The 20,309-nt window shown below is 61.8% G+C and carries 21 protein-coding genes and 3 pseudogenes; 4 read left to right on the forward strand and 20 right to left on the reverse strand.

The annotated features are described in order from the left end of the window. Window positions 1-103: 103 nt before the first annotated feature. A complete protein-coding gene (locus tag EBE87_RS22240) occupies window positions 104-361 on the reverse strand; it encodes a hypothetical protein (RefSeq protein ID WP_147425910.1) in 258 nt (85 codons plus the stop codon). Window positions 362-639: 278 nt separating this feature from the next. Here EBE87_RS22240 and EBE87_RS29935 point away from each other — a divergent pair. Further along, window positions 640-834, forward strand: a pseudogene (locus EBE87_RS29935) (IS481 family transposase); the annotation flags it as partial. Between the two features lie 5 nt (window positions 835-839). Here EBE87_RS29935 and EBE87_RS22250 read toward each other — a convergent pair. From EBE87_RS22250 to EBE87_RS22275, 6 genes are all read right to left on the reverse strand, one after another. Then, window positions 840-1,608 (reverse strand): IS5 family transposase gene (locus EBE87_RS22250; RefSeq protein WP_408887757.1). Its coding sequence is split into 2 segments (ribosomal slippage): window positions 840-1,302 and window positions 1,301-1,608, totalling 771 coding nucleotides; the frame shifts between segments, so codons are not numbered across the junction. Window positions 1,609-2,115: 507 nt separating this feature from the next. Next, the gene (locus EBE87_RS22255; RefSeq protein WP_120636374.1) at window positions 2,116-2,817 is read right to left on the reverse strand and encodes an energy-coupling factor ABC transporter ATP-binding protein; all 702 of its coding nucleotides are present in this window, start codon (window positions 2,815-2,817) and stop codon (window positions 2,116-2,118) included. Next, the gene (cbiQ, locus tag EBE87_RS22260; protein ID WP_120636375.1) at window positions 2,814-3,527 is read right to left on the reverse strand and encodes a cobalt ECF transporter T component CbiQ; all 714 of its coding nucleotides are present in this window, start codon (window positions 3,525-3,527) and stop codon (window positions 2,814-2,816) included. Before cbiQ ends, EBE87_RS22255 begins: the two co-directional genes overlap by 4 nt. After that, window positions 3,524-4,078 carry a cobalamin biosynthesis protein CbiL gene (locus EBE87_RS22265; protein WP_120636376.1) on the reverse strand — a complete coding sequence of 185 codons (555 nt, stop codon included), beginning with the start codon at window positions 4,076-4,078 and terminating at the stop codon, window positions 3,524-3,526. Before EBE87_RS22265 ends, cbiQ begins: the two co-directional genes overlap by 4 nt. Continuing rightward, window positions 4,075-4,689: a cobalt transporter CbiM gene (cbiM, locus tag EBE87_RS22270; protein ID WP_120636377.1), complete on the reverse strand. Its 615-nt coding sequence runs from the start codon at window positions 4,687-4,689 to the stop codon at window positions 4,075-4,077. Before cbiM ends, EBE87_RS22265 begins: the two co-directional genes overlap by 4 nt. Before the next feature lie 6 nt (window positions 4,690-4,695). Next, a complete protein-coding gene (locus EBE87_RS22275; protein ID WP_120636378.1) occupies window positions 4,696-5,478 on the reverse strand; it encodes a DUF4198 domain-containing protein in 783 nt (260 codons plus the stop codon). Window positions 5,479-5,621: 143 nt separating this feature from the next. Here EBE87_RS22275 and nikR point away from each other — a divergent pair, with 143 nt between their 5' ends. Then, a complete protein-coding gene (gene nikR, locus EBE87_RS22280; RefSeq protein WP_120636392.1) occupies window positions 5,622-6,095 on the forward strand; it encodes a nickel-responsive transcriptional regulator NikR in 474 nt (157 codons plus the stop codon). Window positions 6,096-6,155: 60 nt separating this feature from the next. On the opposite strand, the gene EBE87_RS22285 is transcribed toward nikR, so the two are convergent. From EBE87_RS22285 to EBE87_RS22345, 13 genes and pseudogenes are all read right to left on the reverse strand, one after another. Next, entirely contained in the window at window positions 6,156-7,394 is a 1,239-nt protein-coding gene (locus tag EBE87_RS22285; protein ID WP_120636379.1) for an ArsB/NhaD family transporter, read from the reverse strand. A gap of 120 nt (window positions 7,395-7,514) precedes the next feature. Next, window positions 7,515-8,756, reverse strand: a complete 1,242-nt coding sequence (locus EBE87_RS22290; protein WP_120636380.1) for an ammonium transporter — start codon at window positions 8,754-8,756, stop codon at window positions 7,515-7,517. A gap of 163 nt (window positions 8,757-8,919) precedes the next feature. Next, on the reverse strand, window positions 8,920-9,945 hold the full coding sequence (gene yut / locus EBE87_RS22295) for an urea transporter (RefSeq protein ID WP_120636381.1): 1,026 nt from the start codon (window positions 9,943-9,945) through the stop codon (window positions 8,920-8,922). Window positions 9,946-9,960: 15 nt separating this feature from the next. Then, the gene (locus tag EBE87_RS22300; RefSeq protein ID WP_120636382.1) at window positions 9,961-10,896 is read right to left on the reverse strand and encodes an urease accessory protein UreD; all 936 of its coding nucleotides are present in this window, start codon (window positions 10,894-10,896) and stop codon (window positions 9,961-9,963) included. Window positions 10,897-10,900: 4 nt separating this feature from the next. Further along, window positions 10,901-11,548, reverse strand: coding sequence for an urease accessory protein UreG (gene ureG / locus EBE87_RS22305; RefSeq protein ID WP_120636383.1), 648 nt, complete (start codon window positions 11,546-11,548; stop codon window positions 10,901-10,903). 27 nt (window positions 11,549-11,575) lie between these two features. Next, complete coding sequence (locus EBE87_RS22310) at window positions 11,576-12,256, reverse strand: urease accessory protein UreF (protein ID WP_120636384.1); 681 nt, start codon at window positions 12,254-12,256, stop codon at window positions 11,576-11,578. A 41-nt stretch (window positions 12,257-12,297) separates the two neighbouring features. After that, on the reverse strand, window positions 12,298-12,966 hold the full coding sequence (locus EBE87_RS22315) for an urease accessory protein UreE (protein WP_120636385.1): 669 nt from the start codon (window positions 12,964-12,966) through the stop codon (window positions 12,298-12,300). 22 nt (window positions 12,967-12,988) lie between these two features. Then, window positions 12,989-13,366: a CrcB family protein gene (locus EBE87_RS22320; RefSeq protein ID WP_199707038.1), complete on the reverse strand. Its 378-nt coding sequence runs from the start codon at window positions 13,364-13,366 to the stop codon at window positions 12,989-12,991. A 15-nt stretch (window positions 13,367-13,381) separates the two neighbouring features. Continuing rightward, window positions 13,382-13,765, reverse strand: a complete 384-nt coding sequence (locus tag EBE87_RS22325; RefSeq protein WP_120636393.1) for a fluoride efflux transporter FluC — start codon at window positions 13,763-13,765, stop codon at window positions 13,382-13,384. A 62-nt stretch (window positions 13,766-13,827) separates the two neighbouring features. Next, complete coding sequence (locus EBE87_RS22330) at window positions 13,828-15,546, reverse strand: urease subunit alpha (protein ID WP_120636387.1); 1,719 nt, start codon at window positions 15,544-15,546, stop codon at window positions 13,828-13,830. A 33-nt stretch (window positions 15,547-15,579) separates the two neighbouring features. After that, the gene (gene ureB / locus EBE87_RS30530) at window positions 15,580-16,032 is read right to left on the reverse strand and encodes an urease subunit beta (RefSeq protein WP_120636388.1); all 453 of its coding nucleotides are present in this window, start codon (window positions 16,030-16,032) and stop codon (window positions 15,580-15,582) included. Window positions 16,033-16,052: 20 nt separating this feature from the next. Next, complete coding sequence (locus EBE87_RS22340; protein ID WP_120636389.1) at window positions 16,053-16,355, reverse strand: urease subunit gamma; 303 nt, start codon at window positions 16,353-16,355, stop codon at window positions 16,053-16,055. 296 nt (window positions 16,356-16,651) lie between these two features. Beyond that, window positions 16,652-17,431 (reverse strand): annotated as a pseudogene (locus EBE87_RS22345) (IS5 family transposase). A 168-nt stretch (window positions 17,432-17,599) separates the two neighbouring features. Between EBE87_RS22345 and EBE87_RS22350 the strand changes: the two are divergent. Together EBE87_RS22350 and EBE87_RS22355 are read left to right on the forward strand one after the other, a co-directional pair. Continuing rightward, window positions 17,600-18,505 (forward strand): annotated as a pseudogene (locus tag EBE87_RS22350) (helix-turn-helix domain-containing protein). A 185-nt stretch (window positions 18,506-18,690) separates the two neighbouring features. Beyond that, on the forward strand, window positions 18,691-19,809 hold the full coding sequence (locus EBE87_RS22355; RefSeq protein WP_158611664.1) for an FUSC family protein: 1,119 nt from the start codon (window positions 18,691-18,693) through the stop codon (window positions 19,807-19,809). Window positions 19,810-20,309: the final 500 nt, after the last annotated feature.

The raw sequence follows: 20,309 nt of genomic DNA on the forward strand, positions 1-20,309 counted from the left end.
ACCGTGTAACCAGGGCCAGGTGAACAAGCCACGTGGCTGGTATCGTCAGTTTGGCGGCCCGCCCGCTTGCCCCGAGCGGTCCATGCCCGGGTAGAGCCAACCGTCAGTTGTCCAGGTACCAGACATACGAGATGTCGCTGCCGCACTTCCGGTGCTGCCCTTTGGTCGCGAAGTCCTGCTCCATCAGATTCTGGCCAACCAGATTGTTGTGCTGGCTGTCCGTAGTTCGCTTAAACCGCTGCCTCTGCTGGGCCACCCGATGTCCTCTGATTGAGAAGCCCCAGGCCTTCAGATCCGCAAGGACGCGGGGACTACCGTAGGTCTTGTTGGAATAGGCGAAGTGACCGTGAATATGAGCCATGAAGATCAGGTCCCGCCGTTGGCGTCGGCTGGCTCTTCTGACCCTCGAAGCATCGTGCCTGCTGACGTTCACACCGAGCATGCTGCACAGACGCGACACGGGTGTCGCTGCTTTTCCGCATTAATGAGCCGAAACCTCGTAGGCTTGTCTCCTGAGCGAAGAGGGCTGCCGCTTCTTTTGGCAGATCCTGCTCCTGACACAGAATCTCGTTCTCCCGCGGAACTGGGTAAGTTCCTGATCCGCATTCGCATGCGGTCTGGACAGCAGGTGCGTCTCCTGTCCACATTGGCATCATGCATCTGCCGAAGTTGCGCACGGCCGACAGCGAGCGCCGCAAGCGCAATCTTTATGTCACCATTGACCGCCGCTCCCAGTCCGTCCACTTGGCCGCCAAGGACAATGAGGCAGAACAGCACGCGATCGCCTTGCTGCGCGGTTTCGCTAAGGCGTTCCCCTTCCTGAGCAACAACGTTAGAGCCTATCCCGGTAGGGCATGACGCCATGTGATGATGCCGCAGGCAAGGTGAAGCAGGGCGAGGTCGTTGGCAGGCTTCCTGGTCCATCGGATCAGGATGGAGCGGAAGCGGTTCAGCCAGGAGTGCGTGCGTTCAACAACCCAGCGCCTTGCCTTGGCTCTGGCGTGCCGCCTGGCCCTGACCTCCTCGCCACGTGTGCGCAGGTGCAGGGTGAAGCCGAACTCGGCTGCCAGTGCGCGCGGCTCGTCATAGTCGAAGCCTTTGTGGAGGCAGAGGTGCTGGGGTTGGCGGCGCGTCGGCTTGGGCCGCTTAACAGGGATGGCCTGCAGGGTCTGGCGCATCAGCTTGTGGTCGTTGCGGTTCGCCCCCTCGACCACTGCACCCAGAGGGACGCCGCGTCCGTCGGTCAGCACCGAGCGCTTGACCCCGCGCTTGCCGCGGTCCGTTGGATTGGGCCCGGTTTTTCCCCCCGCCCAGCGGCGCCTTGCCCATGGCGCCGTCGAGTGCGAGCCAACTCCAGTCGATGCCCCGCAGCCCGTCATAGGCCAGCAATCCCTTGCGCCAGAACGCCTCGAACACTCCGGCCTTTGTCCATTCCTGAAAGCGCCGGTGCGCCGAGGAGGACGAGCAGAGCTTGGTCTCCCGCAGCGCATTCCACTGACAGCCGGTGCGCAGCACACAGAAGATGGCGTCCATCGCCGCCCGGTCCGGCACACGTGGGTTGTGGCAGCCCAGCGGGTGTTTAGGCCGCGGTGGCAGCAACGGCTCCATCTCAGCCCAGAGCGCATCCGGCAGGCGCCAGCCGTCATCTCGAATGCGCCGCTTCGTCGTCCGAACAGATCTCCTCGTCATGAACGAGGATCTGGGAAGCCCTCAACCCAATGCCTAGTGGGATAAGCTCTAAGCTGTTTCACGCCAGCCTTTAAAGCCTGCGAGGATTTCGGGGCCGAATACCAGCACACCAAACCTCACTCGCTGCAGACAGATGGGATAGTCGAGCGGTTAGGTGGCCGGGTCGGCAGCGAGGTGCTCGGCATTACGATCTGGTCCCAGGCCTAACTGGAGCAATTGCCCCACGGCTTCAACGCCGCCTACAATCTCCGCCGCCAGTGGGTCCACGACAGCAAATCACCCGACCGGATCATCAGGGAAGGGCTCTGAGCTGGCACAGGCCCGCCCACCTCAACCCAAGACGCCCCAAGGTCGTGCTGGGCCAGACAATGTCGCCCGCGCAGGCCTCATCGTGGAGGATGCCAAGGAGTTCCGACAACCGGACAGCTAGGCGGGGTGGATATGCGGGTGGCTGTGCATATGCCGATGCGCGTGAATGGCGGCAGCAGAAAGGGTGCCATCGCGTATCGCCATCGCCCGTGTTGCCAATTCCGCGATGAAGCCATCGTCATGCGATACCAGCAGCATCGCGCCGGGAAAGCCGCGCAGCGCCGCGCGTAGCCGGTGGCCGTTCTCGGTGTCGACGCCATTGGTGGGTTCGTCGAGGATCAGCACCTCGGGCTTCATCGTTAGGAGGCCGGCGAGGCAGACCAGGCGCTTTTCGCCGCCCGACAGCCGGTGGCTGATGCGCGGGGCGAGCGCGCCGATGCCGAGTTGGGCCAGGACATCCGCGGCCCGGCTGAGCGCCTCTGCCTGCGTGCAGCCGAGGTTCAGCGGACCGAAGGCGACATCCTCGATCACGGTCGGGCAGAAGAGCTGGTCGTCGCTGTCCTGGAAGAGATAGCCGATGCGCGGGCGCAGGGAGCTGAAGCCGTGCTCGTCGCCGCACTCCGTCCCGAACAGCCGGACACGCCCCTCGACGCCGCGCTCCAGGCCCATGAGCGTTCGCAGCAATGTCGTCTTGCCCGCTCCGTTCGGGCCGATGATCGCCAGTCGTTCCCCCGACGAGAGGCTGAGGCTCGCATGACTGAGCACCCTCGCGCCCTCCCGGCTCACGCTCACATCCTCAAGGGCCAGAAGCTCGCTCATAGCCGGTCCGTCAGGATGACGGCGAAGCCGAAGGCGAGAATGAGGGCGAAGCCCATCCAGTCCCGGGGAGCCGGAGGAGGCTGCGCGACACGGGGGAAGCGCCCGTCATAGCCACGGCACAACATCGCCTCCTCGACCCTCTGCGCGCGGGCGAGAGCACGGACCAGCAGCATGCCGAGCAGGTTGCCGTAGCTGCGCCAGGTATGCCGGTTCCCGCGCGGACGGAAGCCGCGCATCCGCATCGCGTCATGCAGACGCTGCGCCTCGCCACGAATCAGCTCCAGATAGCGGGCCGTTAGCATGAAAAGCCGCACGGCCGGCTCCGGCACATGGAGGCCGCGCAGGGCGACCGCCAGCCGGACCGGCTCATCCTCGCGCAGCATCGTCACGATGACCAGCATGGAGGCCGAGACCTTGCAGACGATGAGCGCTGCTCGTGACACGCCTTCAAAGCTCGCGACGACGGGGCCGAGGCTGAAGAGCGGCTGCCCCGCGACGCTAAAGGGAAGCGTCACGAAGAGCAGCAGCAGGAATCCCTCCAGATGCAGCAGCCGGCGCCAGGAAGGCTGGCCGGACCGGTGCAGCCAGGCGAGGAGCATGACGGCCGCGAGCGCACCGGCCGCGACGGGCAGCGACCTCAGCTGCGAGAGGCAGCCGACCACTGCGAAGGCTGCGACGATCCTCAGGCGAAGATCCCGTGGCAATGTCATCTGCGGCGGCCACGCGCCCAGATCGCCATGCCCGCGAGGCCGAGGATCAGGAAGAGGCCGGAGATCATGTCGGTGTAGCGCAGGCGTGCATCCAGTTGCTCGATGCGCTCCAGCAGCGGAGTAAGCTGATTCTGGACGGCCTCTTCCACCATCATGGCGACCGGCTGCTCCGCCGGGATGGCGGGCCGCCCCCCTGCGGCCGGATCGGGGGGGATGCCGCCGGCCGACGCAACTCCGTTGAACCGCGCCGCAGGCAGGGACGCCGAGGCGACATGGCCTTCGCGCGTGTCGACCGTGACGGTCACTTCCGATGCCGGCGGGGGTGCCCGGAAGTCGAAGCGCCCCTCGGCATCCGTCTCCCCGCTGGCGATCTCGCCCCCCGCGTCACCACGCGCCATCCAAGGCGTAGCCGCGGCGCGGCCGCCGCCGATAAAGAAGGCATAGCCCTTCACCACACCGCCCTCGACCGTCGCGAAGACCTTGAGCTTGTGCGCCTGGGCCGGCCCGATGCACGCGGCGAAGGCCAGGGCATGGAAGACGAGGCGCTTCACGGGGCGACCGGCCTCATGACATCCGGCTGCACGCGAGCCAGGAAGGCGACGGCCGCCGCCGTGACGAAAGCCTCGCCGATGGCGAGCGGCAGGTAGGTGACGGCCATAACGCTCGCGACCGGCGTGTAGTCGCCCGATGACAGCCACAGCGCCAGCGCGACCAGGACCCCTGTCCCGATCACTGGCAGCAAGCCCGCCAACGCGCCGGCCAGCAGTCGCAGCCCAGGGCTTCCGGTCGAGCGGATCGAGGGCCCCAGAGCCATGCCAGCCAGCAGGCCAGGAAGCGCGATGTTCACGGTATTCACGCCCAGCGTCGTCAGCCCGCCGAACCCGAAGAGCAGCGCCTGGAGCAGCAGCGCGACCAGCACGGCGGGAAAGATGGCCGTGCCCAGCATGATTCCCATCAGGCCCGACAACAGCAGGTGCACGCTGGACGGGCCGACCGGGACAGCGATCAGTGACCCGGCGAACAGAGCCGCCGCCAGAATTGCCGTGCGCGGGATCAACCGGTCATCGAGCCGCTTCAGCCCGAGCGCCACCCCGGCGGCCGCGACAACCCCGCCGCCGATCAGGACCGGCGCGGAAAGGATGCCGTCCGGGATATGCGCCATCGGACACTACTTCCCGCCCATGTCGGTAGCCTTTACCCAGATCAGCGCGCCATTCTCGACCGGCACCTGCCTGCCCTCGGGCGAGGTCATTGGCTCGTCACCCTCCAGCAGGGCCGCGAAGCCCCACCATCCCGCGCGTGGGATGGCATAGGTGAAGGTGCCGTTCGCATCGGCCTTCACGACCTGGGTGACGAAGGCATCATTCGGCGTTTTCACTGTGCCGTCATTGATGAACTCGACCTCGACCTCGGCCGAAGGAACAGGCTGGCCGGCTTTCAGCACGACGCCCGAGAACAGATTTCCTGTCCACAGACCGGTCGGCCGCGTCAGTGGACGGATCTCCACCGGCAGCCCGACCAGCGTGTCCCAGCCTTCGCCGGAAGCGTAGCTGTCGACGATTACCTTGGCATAATGGATGATGTACTTTCCTTCCGCCGCTTCCCAGTAGGGCCTGGGTGCCACGTAGAAGATCGCGGCCCCCGGTTCGGGCAGATCATGGGTGAAGCTCCAGGCGCTCTTGCCGCCGGACGCCTTCATGACGAGACGGTCTGTCATGTCGGTCTTCCTGCCGGCGAGCAGGACGCCCGCCTGGGCGGGCCTGGCCATTTCCAGCACGGGGCCGCCTTCGACCGGATGGGTGAACACCATGTCCACGGTCACGGTGCCACCCTCGGGAAGAACGTCCGAGGAGGGTATGATCTCCTGGAAATGTGCCTGCAAAGGTGAGGCCGAAATCGGCGATGCCAGGAGCCCAAGCACGAGAGGAGCCGCGCGAAGTTCCAAGGTCATACCAGTACCTGTTAAGAATTAGGTCAGGAAAAATCTTACTCTCCGCCGCCGAAATCCCACAAGCTGAAATGGATGCTCATCGACGCCTTGTTTCCCGCGCCGGTATGATGGTCTGGTTTCAGGCGTTCCAGCGGAGGACCGGTATGCAGCGGATAACGATATCCATGGACGACGACCTGGCCGGGGAGCTGGACACGCATATGCGGTTATCCGGCACTTCCAGCCGCTCCGAGGCGGTCCGCGATCTGGTCCGGCGTGGCCTGACCTCCCGCGCGGCGGGCCCGGCCAAGGCTCACTGTTTCGGTGTCGTGAGCTGTGCCATCGATCAGTCGGTTCGCGGCCTCGCCGCGCGTGTGCCGCAGGGGCGGCTGGAGCGCCACGACCAGACGGTTTCGGCACTCTCTGTTCCGCTGGACCATACGACATCGATCGATGTCGCCGTTATGCGCGGCCATGTCGCCGACATCTCATCCTATGCCGAGGCGCTCTTCCTGGAACGCGGTGTCATGCATGGCGCCCTGAGCCTCATTCCGGTGGCGGAGAGCGCCGTGCATCACCGCCACGGGCCAGGGGCAGCACATGAACACACGCATCCGCGGATCAAGAGCGGGTTCTAGCGGAAGTGCTTCCCGATACCGGGAACAGATCAGCAGGTCGAGCCAGACGCGTCGCCTGGCTCACCGCAGATAATGGAGCCACCCGGCTGCGAGAAGCAGGCACAGGAACGCCAGCAGAGCGCCCGCCCTGGTGAATTCTCCGAAGCTGATGCTGACCCCGCGCCGACGCCCCTCCTCAGCGACAATGATCCCAGCAAGACTACCGAAGAGCAGGGCGTTGGCGGAAAAGCTCGCGCCCAACGCAACGGCCGCGCCGAGGATTTCGGGCCTCTCCCCCCCGGAGAGAAAGGGCAGCGCCAGCATCACGGCCGGCGTCGCCCCGACGATGTTGCAGAGCACGGCCATGACGACGAGCACGGCGACGGGGTCGTGCAGATCGAGCCCAGCCGAGGACAGCCAGTTTACCAGCTTCTCCGGCAGGCCGGTGGCGCCCAGCGCGGCATTGACGATGAAGAGGCCGATCAGCAGCACCAGCAGGGATCCGTCTACCGCTCCGAGGACCTTGTCCGAATCAACACGGCGGCTGACGAGCAGAAAGCTGGCGCCCAGAAGCGCGATCAGCATTCGCGGCCAGTCCGTGAACACGAAAGCCATGATCACGGCCACGACGACAATGGCAGCCTTGATGGTCTCGGCCCGGTCCAGCGCGGCCGGGGCGATAGCAGCATCCACGGCGGCTTTCGGCGAGGCCGCCGGAAGACCCCACTTGCCGCGATAGATGATGACCAGCACAAGCCAGGTCAACAGAAGGCCAAGAAGCGAAGGAGGTGAGGTGACGGCTGTGAATCTTGCGAAGGAGACATGCAGGGTTTCGGCCACGATCATGCTCTTCGGGCTACCGATCAGGGTCGCCGCTGATCCGACATTGGCGGCGAAACAGAATCCCAGCAGGAACGGAACAGGGTTGAGGCGCCGCGCCAGGCATATCTGGCACAAGACTGCCGTCATGGCGGCAGACACCACATCATTGGTGAGCACCGCCGACAAGATGCCAGAAACCACTATGAAGATGGCCAGCAGGGCTTTCGGCCCCACCTTCACCGCGCCCACCTTCCTTGCCATCCAGTCGTAGAAGCCGGCGATACCGAATGCGGAGGAAACGATCATGAGCCCAAACAGGAGGCCGATGACATTGTAGTCAATCGCCCCCCAGGCGGCCGGCGGCGAGATCCTGCCCAGCGCTATCATCAGCATCGCGCCCACCAACGCCGCCCCAGTCCTGTGGAGGCGAAAGCCCGGCAGATAGCCTACACCCATGGCGACGTAGACCAGGAAGAATATGGCGAGCGTCAGGTCCAATTGCCGACGACCTGCAGACAGGCGCGGGGCGGCACAGGAAGCCCCGCGAAGGAGGATATCCGCCGCCCGGCAGGGCGGCGAGGCGGCGCTGACAGCGGAGTATGGTTGGTCACCTCCAGGTCACTTCGTCTCGTCGCGATCCATGTCCCAGAGATTGTAAGCATGCTCGCCGTAGAAGGGGGCGTCGAGGCCCCGTTCCTGAATGTCCTCAGGCACACGAAGTATCTTCATCGCATCCAGCATCTTCAGGAGGACGTAGGTAATGACGCAGGACCAGGCTGCCACGATGGCCACGGCAAGGATCTGGATGCCCAACTGGTGAATGCCTGCCGACACCTGATTGATGTGCGAGCTGGCGAGGACGCCGATCAGTATCGCCCCTGTCATGCCACCGACGCCATGCGCCCGCCAGACTTCCAGGGAATCATCGATCCGCAACGCCCTCTGGACGTACTTGGCGTAGTAGCAGGTGGTCGCGCCGACCGCGCCGATGACCAGCGCGGACATGGGTTCGACGTAACCAGAGGCCGGGGTAATGGTGGCGAGGCCAGCCACGGCGCCGACCAGCACACCAGAGAAGGACGGGCGGCCGTTCTCCCGCCATTCCCAGAACATCCACACGAGCATGGCGATGGAGCCCGCCAGCATTGTGTTGGTGAAGGCATAGGCCGCCAGCGCATCGGCGGCGTAAGCACCGCCAGCATTGAAACCGAACCACCCAAACCACAGCAGTCCCGCGCCCAGAGCGACCAGTGGCAGGCTGGCCGGCGCGGACTCGCTCTCGCCCGGAGCGAGCCTGCGCTTGCCGAGGAAGGCGGCCGTCGTGAGGGCTGAGAAGCCCGCCGTCGTGTGAATGACAATGCCACCGGCGAAATCAACAACTCCGAGACTGGCCATGAAGCCGCCGCCCCAGATCCAATGTGCGGCTGGCAGGTAGATCAGGATGGTCCAGGCGGCGATGAAGATCAGATAGGCGCCGAAGCGAAACCTCCCGACGAAGGCCCCCGTCATCAGTGCCGGCGTGATGATGGCAAACATCATCTGATAGGCGAAGACCATGATGAAGGGGATGTTCGGCGCGATGGACGGATGCGGGTCGATGCCAACATGGTACATGCCGAAGTAGGGTACGATGCTGCCGATAACGCCGCCGATGTCAGGCCCGAAGACCAGGCTGAAGCCGCCGAATACCCAGATCAGTCCGACCACGCCGATACAGACGAAGTTCTGGATCATGATCGACAGCATGTCTCGCTGCTTCACAAGGCCGCCGTAGAACAATGCCAGTGCCGGGGTCATCATGCACACGAGCGCTGTGCACAGGAGGATGAAGGCAGTGTCGCCTGCATTTATACTTTGCATGGCAGTTCCTCTGGTAAGTGCCGGTGCGACCCGGTCTGGATGAACAGGAACAGGTCTCGGCGAGGCAAGCAGGAGCCAGGCCATCTGATGCGGCGCATGGGGCGCGGAGCCGGGAAACCGGACAGAGCAGGATGCGGCCCCGCCCGGTCATGGATCAGCTTCATCACGCGGCAGGTCGCGCTGACGTCTGGACAACCTCCACCTTCTTCGAGCCGATCATCAGGAAATGGTCGGCGACCGGCACATGCGGTTGCGGAAGCAGGTGCTTCTTGGGCGCCATGAACAGATACATCGTCAGCACGTAAGGCGCCGTGAAGGACGGGATGCCGGCGGGAGCAACGATCACGTCAAGCGCACCTTGAACGAACACGGTCATCACCGTCGCCAGTAGCGCATAGACGACAACCTTCGGTGAAGGTGAGAGGAAGACAACGCCAACCGCCATCGCCGTCAGGACCGGACTGAAACCATAGAGACCCTGGCTGACCGGGCCGGGATTGGCGCCCATGGCGATGGAAACCACCATGGCGATGACGGACCCGGCCACCGCGGCGACGCCCGCGCGTATCGAGGCAATGAAGATACCGGCAAGGATGATGACGCCGCTCACCCAGCTACCGAGCAGATAAACCTGGCCAATATTGCGGAAGAAAATCTCTATGAGTTCGACCGGCGCGGGCACTGGGGAGAGGCCCTGCACATAGTCGCTTGGGAGCGCCGGTGCATCTCCGATGACCCGCAGCCCGCCAAAGGAATACGCGCCCGCAACCATCAACCATCCGGTGAGGACGAAGGGGCCGGTCGAGCCGGGGATGTCCCATCTGGCGGTCAACGTCGCGCTGAAGGCGGCGGTAAAGACCGTGCTGACGGCGGCGCCCACGACAAGATAAACCCAAAGCTGAGGCGACGGAGCGATGAAGGTGGGCAGCGCCGCCCCGACCAGCACACCGTTGAACCCATAGAGGCCCGACCAGATCGACTCCTCACTGAATCCCAACAGCCTGGCCGTGAGCGTGGCCACGACAACGCCGATAGCCGCGCCGATGGTCGTCGCCCATACGCCTGATGCAAAGGAGGCGTAGGCCATCGCCACGAAGAACAGCACCCCGGTCAGGGCGTTCTCCATGAAGAAGACCTGGCTCGTACCGCGCAGCACCTCGACCATAAAGTTCGGCTTTTCCTTGGACATGCATACCTCCACGGTTCAGCGCCACAGGAACTCTTCCGGCAAGGTTCTTCCACGCGCTTCCTCGCGGACGATGTGCCAGAAACGGCGCACTTCCTTCCGCAGGTCATAGGTTTCCACACCCACGGCCCGCAGCATGAGTCCAGCGTCGTTTGGCAGACGGCAGACGCCCGCGATCGCCCGCGGCGCTTCGGGCGAGAACCGGGTCTCGAACCGCTCCTTGATACGGGTGGCAACAGCCGGCGGCGTCAGGCACATGATGTTGGCGAATGCGTCGTAGCCCCGCATCACAGCCGGATAATCCACCGTTGGATCATCCTTCTCGATCAGGATCTTCTCAGCAAAGAGCTTACGGCCATCGGGCCGGCGAACCGTGACCGCGACCGAGAGGAGATCAAGACCAAAACGTTCGTCGGCGTGATGATGCTTACGCCCGGCCAGCATCATCTCCCCGTATAGCAGGGTCGCATCTTCCGCGAGAACGATGTCGGTGCGGTTGATGAAGCGAGAGCCACGATAGGCGATGGTAAAGTCCGGCAGGTACTCGAGATAGGTCCCGCTCTCAAGTGTTACAGTCTGGTGCTGGGACGCATAATTCGCGTCCATCCGGTGGATGCGATTGGCGCTTTGCGAGGTGACATGAGCGCAGGAACCTTCGCCGAGATGGATGTCGATCTTGTAGCGGTCGCCCTGGAGGATACCGCCGCCTATCGATATGATGGAGCAAATCGGCAGTTCCGGCATCGCCTCATCCCAGTAGAGCGCCTGCTGCACGAGTAGCGGCGTCACGCGATAGAGGTCATGCAGGACAGAACGTCCGTCACGCAAGTGGAAGCCAAGGCGGAGCTCTCCGACCTTCCCAGGTGCGGCAGCACGCATCTGGGCCGGCTCAGATTTGAACCCGCGCAGTTCACGCGCCGCGTCGAGGAGGCCGAGTTGCCCGTGCAGCGCCATGGAATCAGGCACCCACTGTCGCGGGCAACGTGACCTTCACATCGAACAACGCCATATCCAGTACAAGGCGGATCAGCTCGTCGATGCCTTCTCCTGTCTTGCAATTCGTGAAGATAAACGGCTTTGTGCCGCGCATCAGCTTCGAATCCCGCTCCATGACTTCCAGGCTCGCACCAACATAAGGAGCAAGATCCTTCTTGTTGATAACAAGAATGTCGGACTGACAAACCCCGGCGCCGTTCTTGCGTGGAATCTTGTCTCCTGCAGCGACATCAATCACGTAGATATAAAAATCCGCCAGAGCAGGACTAAAGGTCAAGGTGAGGTTATCGCCGCCTGACTCGATCAGGATCAGGTCGCTATCTGGATACTTGGTCTCGAGTTCCTCGACTGCCGCGATGTTCATCGAGGGGTCCTCACGAACGGCAGTGTGGGGGCAGGCACCTGTCTCGACCCCGACGATCTTTTCCTCGATCAGAATCCCGTTCAGGGTACGGCGAACCTGTTTGGCGTCCTCGGTCGTCACCACATCGTTGGTAATAATCAAGGGCTTGATTCCAAGCTCGATGAGCCGTGGAGTTATAGCCTCGATGACGGCGGTCTTCCCTGAGCCGACAGGGCCACCAATGCCGATACGGGTGATCTTCTTCATGGATCGCCTCCTTTTCCGGTGTCCTGTTCAGTTCATAAACAGGCGGACATGGGTCGTCGTATGGTGTGCAACAAGGACGTCGAAGACCGGTGAAAACGACGCCATTTCGTCGAGCGAAAGGTCACGCACCGCTAGATAATCCTCTTCAACACGCGCCTGGGCTGCGAAAAGGATCCGCTGCGTATCCATGTGGTCGATCCGCATCAACCGCAACGCGGCGCTCAGGATCATCGAGGCGATGCCATATTGGTGCATGACAAAGGCTTCAACCTCGTCGACGCCCATGTAAGCCAGCGCTACCGCTTGGCCGACTGGAAGGCAGCCCGGGGTCGCACCAACCTTGATATCGTTAAGCCAGCGTTCGAGCATTGGAGACGGCATGATGCTCAGCACCAGCTCGGAGAACTTCTTGCCAACGCGGGTAAGCATCAGTTGTTGCTCCTCACCCACGCGCCGACAGTAAAGCTCGCTATCAGCCCTAAGAATTTCCGGATGACTACCAGAGCATGCAGAACGGTGGGCATGTAGCAAGGCGATCCCGTCGATCCGTGCCGACTGGCGCAAGATGAGGGTAACATAGTTTAACAGACTCGCGGGGTCAGAGACGATACGAGTCTGCAACGCAGATTCAAGACCGTTCGAGAAAGCAAAAGATCCGATCGGTAGCGTCGAGTCCGAGAATTGCAGCAGGCGCGCGAGATGCACCATGCTGGACGGAACGCCATGCCCTCCTATGCCTCCGTCGTCCATCATGCCACCGAAGAGTGTCCGTGGCCGCGGGAATGGCTATGGTTATGGTCATGATGTTCATCGTGGCCATCTGAGTGACGGTGGTCGCCGCCGTGTGCATGACCCGGCGCATCGGTACCGTGGTGGTGATGCGGCGTCGCGTCGGCTCCGGCAAACAGCAACCTCACTTCCCGCGCATCTAGCATGGCCGCGATCTCCGCACCTGGCGCAAAGCGGGTTCTCACATGCTCGAAGGCATGCGTTCGCATGACCGAAGCCATGACCTTCTGGTCTACCGAGAGCGGAACATAGACCGTTGATCCCTTGATCACCGCCGGCCAGTGTTGATTCCCAAGGCCATGACCAAGTTCAAAACTGACGCGCAGAATCTCATCAGGCGTCAAATTACTGATATCTTGAAGCTCAATAACCAACACATCTCTAAGTGTGATCTGCGCAACGACGATGAACTTCTTTGCCTCATCATAATGCAGCACATCGCCGTCGTGCAGATGGTCAGAGCGCGGCAGAGAAATGGCAAGTTCTACACCGCCCTTGCTTGCCTTGCGCAGGCGGCTCTTGGGAGCTTCCCATTGTTCGAGCACCAGAAGGTCGACATCAGCAGATCTGGCCCGCTCTTGCCAGGCACGGTCATGAAGATTGCCAAGCGTTTTCTCGACAAGAATCATGTTTCTCTCCTACACGTCGGCTTCACGCTCGACGTTTCCGTGTGACGCTGCGAAGGCCGACCCATGCGGCGCCATAGCCGACGACGAGGCTGGCAATAATGTAAAGGATCGACGGCACGAGCCGGCCGGGCGTCATCGTCTCCGAGAAAGCGCCAAACACGAAACTTGAGAAAGTGGACATCCCGCCACAGAAGCCTGTTGCGAGTAGAAGATTGGCACCGTCGGACGCACGGCGTTCCTGATGAAGACTTGAAACTATACCCAGAAGAAAGCAGGCAAGAATATTCGCCATGAAGATGTCGAGCGGAAAGGCCGTACTGTAGCGTCCCAGCATGAGCATGAAGAGCTCGCGGACAATCGCGCCAAGGCCGCCACCCACAAAGACAACTACTGCTGACATCCACAACGACGCCTCCTATATCCGTGCGAAGGCGACGCCCGCCGCCGCAGCCACTAGGCCGGCGCACACGGAGGTCACCAGGTAGATGACCGCGAGCCCGTGGCGGCGCGCAGTTGCCATCTGAACCGCGTCAAGTTGCATGGTGCTGAATGTGGTGTACCCACCGAGCACGCCTGTCAGCACAAGGGAGGAGATCACGTTTCCATAACGATCTTCCCACCCCAGTGCAAGCAAAGTAGAAATATATGCAATAACGAAGGCGCCCGACACATTGATGAGGAAGGTGCCGAACTTGAACGGCGTGGTGATGCGTTTGTCGATGAACCGGCCGACCTGCCAGCGCAGCAATGACCCGGCACCGCCTCCCAGGCCAACCCACAGTATGTCGATTGCTTTCATCACCTACGAGCCGTTGATATGTTGCGCAAGAACGCATCATTAGCCAGACCTCGTCTCGAGGTTCAGCTGAAGAAATGAAGCTGCGCGAGAGGAAGCCGCTTGGCAGGCTCTATCGTGGCGTGCGTGCCATCAACCATAACGGCGAAGGTCTCAGGGTTGACCTCGATCTTCGGAAGGGCGGAATTCCGGATCATCGAGCTCTTTGTGATCGTGCGCGTTCCGTATACCGGCACCACCTGCGATTTCAGTTCGTAGCGGTCGACAATGCCGCGTTCGAAGGCCGCATGGGAGGTGAAGGTCATCCGGGTCCTTGTTAGTGCCGATCCCATTGCACCGAACGTCGGACGATAGATCACCGGCTGCGGTGTGGGCAGGGAAGCGTTCGGATCACCCATCAGCGCCCAGGAAATCATCCCGCCTTTGATCACCATCTTCGGCTTGGCACCAAAGAACGCCGGTTCCCAGAGGACGAGGTCCGCCATCTTGCCGACCTCTACAGAGCCGATCACATGCGACACACCCATCGCAATGGCCGGGTTGATCGTGATCTTCGCAGCGAAGCGAAGCACACGTTGATTGTCGTTGCCGGAGGTATCCCCGTCATAGGCGCCACGGCGTTGCTTCATAAGATCGGCAAGCTGAATGACACGGGTCCAGTTCTCTCCGACCCGCCCCATGGCCTGGCTGTCACTCGAGATGATCGAGATTGCCCCCAAATCATGCAGGACATTCTCTGCCGCAATGGTCTCAACACGCACCCGGCTTTCGGCAAAGGCAACGTCGGTCGGGATTTTCGGGCTCAAATTGTGACAGATCATAGTCATATCGAACAACTCTGCTTGGGAGTTGATCCCAAAAGGAAGAGTTGGATTGGTCGAGCTTGGAATGACGTTCGACACACCTGCCACGCGGATGATGTCCGGCGCATGGCCACCACCGGCCCCTTCCGTATGATAGGTATGAATCGTGCGGCCTTCGAATGCGGCGATAGTGTTCTCGACGAAGCCGGACTCATTCAGGGTGTCGGTATGGATGCACACCTGGATGTCCTGAATGTCAGCAACCGCAAGCGAGTTGCGGATAGCGGCTGGTGTGCTGCCCCAGTCCTCATGGATCTTGAGGCCCATCGCCCCGGCATAGATCTGCTCCTCAACGGGCACCGGCGCGGAAGCGTTGCCTTTTCCAAGTACACCCGCATTTACGGGCCAGCCATCAAATGAGCGGAGCATCTGCTCGATGTTCCATGTGCCCGGCGTGATGGTGGTGCCGTTGGTCCCGTCGGTGGGGCCGACGCCGCCACCCAGCAAGGTCGTGACACCATTGGAAAGCGCGGCCTGGGCCTGTTGCGGAGAGATCATATGGACGTGTGCGTCGATACCGCCCGCTGTGAGGATAAGATGCTCACCCGAAATGGCGTCGACTCCGGGCCCCAGCGCCAAGCCATTTGTCACTCCCGGCATGATCGAGGGGTTGCCTGCCTTGCCGATGCCGCAGATCAGGCCGTTCTTGATGCCAACATCGGCCTTGATGATACCGAGCTTGGCATCGATGATGGTGACATTGGTTATAATGAGATCGGGCGATCCGGCGGCGCTGGTGAGTTCATTGTCGAACCCCATCCCGTCGCGCAGCGTCTTACCGCCGCCATAGACCGCCTCCTCACCATAAACACGCAGATCTTGCTCAATCTCCACATAGAGGTCGGTGTCACCAAGACGGATCTTGTCGCCGGTTGTTGGACCATAGAGATCCGAATACTGTTGCCTTGAGATCTTGGCCATTTCAGATCTCCGATCCCTGATTGTTGCGGCTTGTCACGGCTTGCTCTTGAAACCGTAGCGCTTCGCTTTTTCGAGAGCATCTGTCAGGCGTGGGCGGTAATCATTGTAGCTCTCGTCGCCCGCCCAGCCATTGACGAGGCCGTTGAAGCCAAACACGCGCTGCTTGCCTTGGTAGGGAATGAGCACAACCTCCTTCTCATCCCCTGGCTCAAAGCGCAGAGCGGTGGTGGCGGGAATATTGAGCCGCTTGCCGAAGGCCAGCTGGCGATCGAATTCCAGGGAGGCGTTTACCTCGAAGAAGTGGAAATGTGATCCGACCTGGATTGGCCGGTCACCAGTATTCCGAACTTTCAGCGGGGTCGTTGGATAACCGGCATTGATCTCGATATCACCGTTACCAAGGACGAGTCCTCCAACCGGCGCCTTTCTGTTGCCGTCGTCAGGGACGGAAGCTGCCGGCGGCCTCTTGTTCTGGTCCTTGCTCATGATAGCTCCTTAGATCGCCGCTACTTGATCGGGTTATGGACAGTGACGAGGCGGCTGCCGTCAGTGAAAACGGCCTCCAGCTGGACGTACGGAATCATTTCTGCCACGCCGTCCATGACATCACTTCGGGTGATCGCCTTCCCAGCCAACTCCATGACCTCCTCAACGGTCTTGCCAGCCCGCGCACCATCGAGTGCAGCAGCCGAGATGAGAGATACCGTTTCCGGGTGGTTGAGCTTCAGCCCAGCGTCCTTACGCTTCTGTGCAATAAGGGCGACCATGTAGATCATGAGCTTATCAATTTCCCGCGGAGTGAAATGCATTCACCACCTCCTCATGGTCTGCTGATCAGCGATAGGCCGTTCAGCACGCACCTGATCAATTTCGGAGACTTGTACTTAGCGAAGCAGCACTGTTCGCTTGCTTTGCGCTGGTTAACCGCTCCGACAAAGCCTCCGGAATGTTCCAGCTTCAGAGAAGAAGCTTCCTTATAGGTGAGCTGCCTGAACGACGTATAAATCTGTCTTATTGGATGTACTAGGAGATTCCTTTTTGAAGCGATAACTATAAGTTGTTTCTTCATCGTAAAATGTTTGTTCAGCTGATGCGCAGTTTAAGTTCAGGCCTCATCGATGCGGAAGAGGGCGGTGGCTGCGAGGCAGATGGCGGACATGAAGGTGTGGGCGCATCGGCCATAGCGCATGGCGATGCGGCGGTCCGAGGCAGTGCCTCGAACCCTTGAGCCTGCCGAACATGTTCTCGATGCGGTGCCGCTGGCGGTAGAGCTTCCTGTCATGCGGGATGCGCCGCTTGCGGCCACGGCATGACGGCATGCAGGGTTCGATACCGCGGGCGGCCAGGGCTTGGCGGAAGCGGTCGCTGTTATGGCCTTTGTTGCCGATCAGGATGCTGGTGGACGCCGGGGCGTCGCGCATCAGGGCTGCGCCCTTGTGGTCGCTCATCTGACCTTCAGAGAGCAGCATGACAAGGGGGACGACCCTGCCCGTCCGGGACCACGTGCGGCTTGGAACTCGGGCCGCCCTTGGTGCGCCCGCTACGGCGGGGAACAGCCCTTTCCGAGCAGGCTGGCCGCCGCGCGGTGGACCTTGCGCTGCGTGGCGTCGATCATCAGCCGCTCCGGCTGCCCGTTGCGCCGGGCCAGCCCCGCGAAGATGCGGTTGAAGATGCCCATGCGGCGCCAGCGGATGAAGCGGTTGCAGAGGGTCTTGTGCGGCCCGTATTCGGCAGGCGCGTCGCGCCAGCGAAGTCCATTGCGGATGACATGGATGATGCCGCTGACGACGCGTCGGTCGTCCACCCGCGGCCCGCCGTGCGAGAGCGGGAAGGAGCGCGGGATCCGCTCGATCTGCGCCTTCGTCAGCCAGAACAGGTCGGCCATGGCAGCACCTCCGGCCACCATGGCATCACAGCAGGATCAAGGAGCAAGAGGCTTGTTGATAGACCCGATCTGCAAAGGTATCGGCTTAATCTGATAGGCAGTGGTGAAGTGGTGGGCACCTGACCTGCTGGCTGGAGCTGGCAGGCGTCCTTGAGGACGGAGGTCACGATGATGCGGGAGCAGAAGATCATCCGCGGCAAGGTCGGGGTGCAGGAGCTGGCCAGGCAGCCCGGCAGCGTCAGCCAGGCCTGCAAGATCATGGGCGACAGCCGGGACAGCTTTTACCGGTTCAAGGACCTGTACGAGAAGGGCGGCGAGGTTGCGCTTCAGGAACTCTCCCGGCGCAAGCCGAACCTGAAGAACCGGGTCGACCCAGCCATTGAGGCAGCCGTGGCCGAGATGGCCGTGGACCAGCCCGCCTGGGGCAGCTCCGGGTGTCCAACGAACTCCGCAAGCAGGGTGTCCCCGTCTCCTCCTTTGGGGTGAGGAACATCTGGCTGCGCCACGATCTCACCAGCATGAAGGCGCGGCTGAAGGCGCTGGAGGCCCGGATGGCGCACAGGACACCTTCCATGTCGGCAACATGAAGGGCGTGGGCCGGATTTACCAGCAGACCTTTGTCCACACTGCCTCCAAGGTGGCCTTTGCCAAGCTGTATGACCGCAAGACCCCGATCACCGCCGCCGACTTGTTGAACGACCTCATGCTATCCCGCTGCTGCGAATCCTGACTGATCGAGGAACCGAATTCTGCGGCAGCCCCGGGCGGCACGAATATGAACGCTACCTGGCTGTCGAGGACCTGGATCACTCCCGCACCAGGACGAAAAGCCCGCAAACGAATGGCATCGTGGCGCGTCTCCACGAGACCATGCTGCACGAGTTCCATCAGATAGCCTTTCGTAAGAAGCTCTGCCGCGCGATCGACGAGCTGCAACGCGACCGCGATGCCTAGCTTGCCGAGCACAACGAGGCGCGGTCACACCAAGGCAGGTGGTGCTACGGCAAAACGCCCATGCAGACCTTCCTGGCTGCCTCGCCACTTGCCCAGAAGAAGACGCTGCAGGCACAGTAGCGTCAGACATACGCACCGGATCGGACACGCCCGACCGCCGGTCAGGTGGCCGTCACATCAAGTCCATACTCTACAGCCCAGACCGTGGGTTCATCGCTGGTCAGCCGCCTGCCCGGTTGATGGAAAGAACGCTATCGGCAAACATGCCCTCCCTACACTTAGTTCAACGCGAAGCTGCCACTCGCATGTTAGGACTTGCATCAGACCGGCTTCTTAATAACCGCTGCAATCCGACAAGAGTGGAGGGTATTCTGAGCGAGAAGCAGACAGGGACGACATCGCTGCCGTCCGACCTGCCGCTTACGTTCTGGCATGGTGACGGCCTGCTCGGAAGGTCTGTCCGCTTTACCTTTGCTCTGATGGCGCCCATTGTTGTAGGGCTCATGGTCGGGGCCAGTGGCTGGGTTGCCTACGCCATTCTAACCTGCATCCTCAGCTACATGCTCGACACCGGTGGCACAGCGCTTTCGCGCGTGCCGAACTTCGCCGTTGCCGCCCTTATAGTGATCGCGGGCGCCGGCATCGGCACCTTGGCGTACGGAGACCCCAGGCTGACGGCCCTCGCGCTCGGCGGCACCGCCATGTTGTATGGTATTGTCGAAGGGCTTCACCCCAGTGCTGCCGCTGCCTCGCGCTTCCTCTGCCTAGCTGTCACTATCGCCGCTCTCTATTCCCCCGTGCATGTGTTTGACATAGCCGTAGTCGGAGGATGCGCGCTCTATGGCTGGGTACTTTCGGTGTCTTGGGACGCCGCAACAGGGATTTGGCGCCCCTCGGCTGGCCTGAAGCTCGAGCAGATATCCGCCTATCTAAAGAAGGATCAGGCAGCGCGCCTGGTGTTCGCTTCCGTTACAGGGATGACAGTTGCAGGATCATTCCTCCTCGCAAGGTCACTCGGGCTCGAGCACCTAAACTGGGCGATCCTCGCCTTGATCCTCGTCCTCCACAGCGATGCCGAGGCAAGCCGCCGGACGGCTAGGAACCTGTTCAGTGGGACGCTGCTAGGCGTGGCTGTGGCTTGGCTTTACGGCACTTTGTTTGAATCGCCATCCGCCCTTATTTTCGGAATGACGGTTGCGGCCATCATCCGTTGGCCTGTGCAGCAGCGAAAGGGGTCGCTCGGGTTCGCAGCCATGGCTGTGTTCATCGTCTTGCTGCTGCAGTTGGTTGCTCATCTCACTGGTCATCCTTCGCACGCTCCAGCAGACCGCCTGATCGACATTTCCATAGGCTGCGCAATCTCGATCGTTGCTGTCTATGTGAATGCTGCCGCGCAGTGGCTCTTGCATCGGGCTTCGTCCTGAGGCCCCGAACGCTCTGGCGGTGCTCCTGCACAGCATCAGCCCCACGAGCGCTAGGCCCGGAGGCAAAGCGGTTCATATTCGTTGTGCAAGCCACCGCCTCCCCGACCTGCGCCGATGGGAAGATTTGGTGGTCCGCAGCGAAGCCGGATCAGGCTGACGTCCAGGATGCGCCCGCTGCATTCGAACGGCACCGCCAAGTTGGCCGGCCGGCAGCTCGCCTGGGCGGCCCCGCCGGGTAGAGATTGGGATAACTGCACCCGCCAGCCCAGCGATGTGTAGATGCCGGGTGAGTGCTCCCCGGAGGTGCCGACGGAAAAATCCCAGGCGACTTGACCGGCTGAACTCCTAGAGGGGCGGCCACCCCGATCGCCGATGCTGCCGCTGTCCTGTGGAAGGCGGCGCCGTTGATCTGACTAGTTCTACAGTTGAGTTTGGGTTGAGGCTTCCCCAGGTGCGTGACGGCATATTGGTTCGTGGAGACGGGCCATGGGGTCGGATCC

Source organism: Teichococcus wenyumeiae (assembly GCF_003696345.1).
Classification (GTDB): domain Bacteria; phylum Pseudomonadota; class Alphaproteobacteria; order Acetobacterales; family Acetobacteraceae; genus Pseudoroseomonas; species Pseudoroseomonas wenyumeiae.

What these genes read in the sequence shown, in the direction of transcription:
- EBE87_RS22355 (WP_158611664.1), top strand. Translation starts at nt 18,691, where the DNA reads ATGTTAGGACTTGCATCAGACCGGCTTCTTAATAACCGCTGCAATCCG.
- yut (WP_120636381.1), bottom strand. Translation starts at nt 9,945, where the DNA reads ATGTCCAAGGAAAAGCCGAACTTTATGGTCGAGGTGCTGCGCGGTACG.
- cbiQ (WP_120636375.1), bottom strand. Translation starts at nt 3,527, where the DNA reads ATGACATTGCCACGGGATCTTCGCCTGAGGATCGTCGCAGCCTTCGCA.
- EBE87_RS22300 (WP_120636382.1), bottom strand. Translation starts at nt 10,896, where the DNA reads ATGGCGCTGCACGGGCAACTCGGCCTCCTCGACGCGGCGCGTGAACTG.
- EBE87_RS22290 (WP_120636380.1), bottom strand. Translation starts at nt 8,756, where the DNA reads ATGCAAAGTATAAATGCAGGCGACACTGCCTTCATCCTCCTGTGCACA.
- EBE87_RS22255 (WP_120636374.1), bottom strand. Translation starts at nt 2,817, where the DNA reads ATGAGCGAGCTTCTGGCCCTTGAGGATGTGAGCGTGAGCCGGGAGGGC.
- EBE87_RS22240 (WP_147425910.1), bottom strand. Translation starts at nt 361, where the DNA reads ATGGCTCATATTCACGGTCACTTCGCCTATTCCAACAAGACCTACGGT.
- cbiM (WP_120636377.1), bottom strand. Translation starts at nt 4,689, where the DNA reads ATGGCGCATATCCCGGACGGCATCCTTTCCGCGCCGGTCCTGATCGGC.
- ureB (WP_120636388.1), bottom strand. Translation starts at nt 16,032, where the DNA reads ATGAGCAAGGACCAGAACAAGAGGCCGCCGGCAGCTTCCGTCCCTGAC.
- nikR (WP_120636392.1), top strand. Translation starts at nt 5,622, where the DNA reads ATGCAGCGGATAACGATATCCATGGACGACGACCTGGCCGGGGAGCTG.
- EBE87_RS22320 (WP_199707038.1), bottom strand. Translation starts at nt 13,366, where the DNA reads ATGTCAGCAGTAGTTGTCTTTGTGGGTGGCGGCCTTGGCGCGATTGTC.
- EBE87_RS22275 (WP_120636378.1), bottom strand. Translation starts at nt 5,478, where the DNA reads ATGACCTTGGAACTTCGCGCGGCTCCTCTCGTGCTTGGGCTCCTGGCA.
- EBE87_RS22315 (WP_120636385.1), bottom strand. Translation starts at nt 12,966, where the DNA reads ATGATTCTTGTCGAGAAAACGCTTGGCAATCTTCATGACCGTGCCTGG.
- EBE87_RS22330 (WP_120636387.1), bottom strand. Translation starts at nt 15,546, where the DNA reads ATGGCCAAGATCTCAAGGCAACAGTATTCGGATCTCTATGGTCCAACA.
- EBE87_RS22325 (WP_120636393.1), bottom strand. Translation starts at nt 13,765, where the DNA reads ATGAAAGCAATCGACATACTGTGGGTTGGCCTGGGAGGCGGTGCCGGG.
- EBE87_RS22340 (WP_120636389.1), bottom strand. Translation starts at nt 16,355, where the DNA reads ATGCATTTCACTCCGCGGGAAATTGATAAGCTCATGATCTACATGGTC.
- ureG (WP_120636383.1), bottom strand. Translation starts at nt 11,548, where the DNA reads ATGAAGAAGATCACCCGTATCGGCATTGGTGGCCCTGTCGGCTCAGGG.
- EBE87_RS22310 (WP_120636384.1), bottom strand. Translation starts at nt 12,256, where the DNA reads ATGGTGCATCTCGCGCGCCTGCTGCAATTCTCGGACTCGACGCTACCG.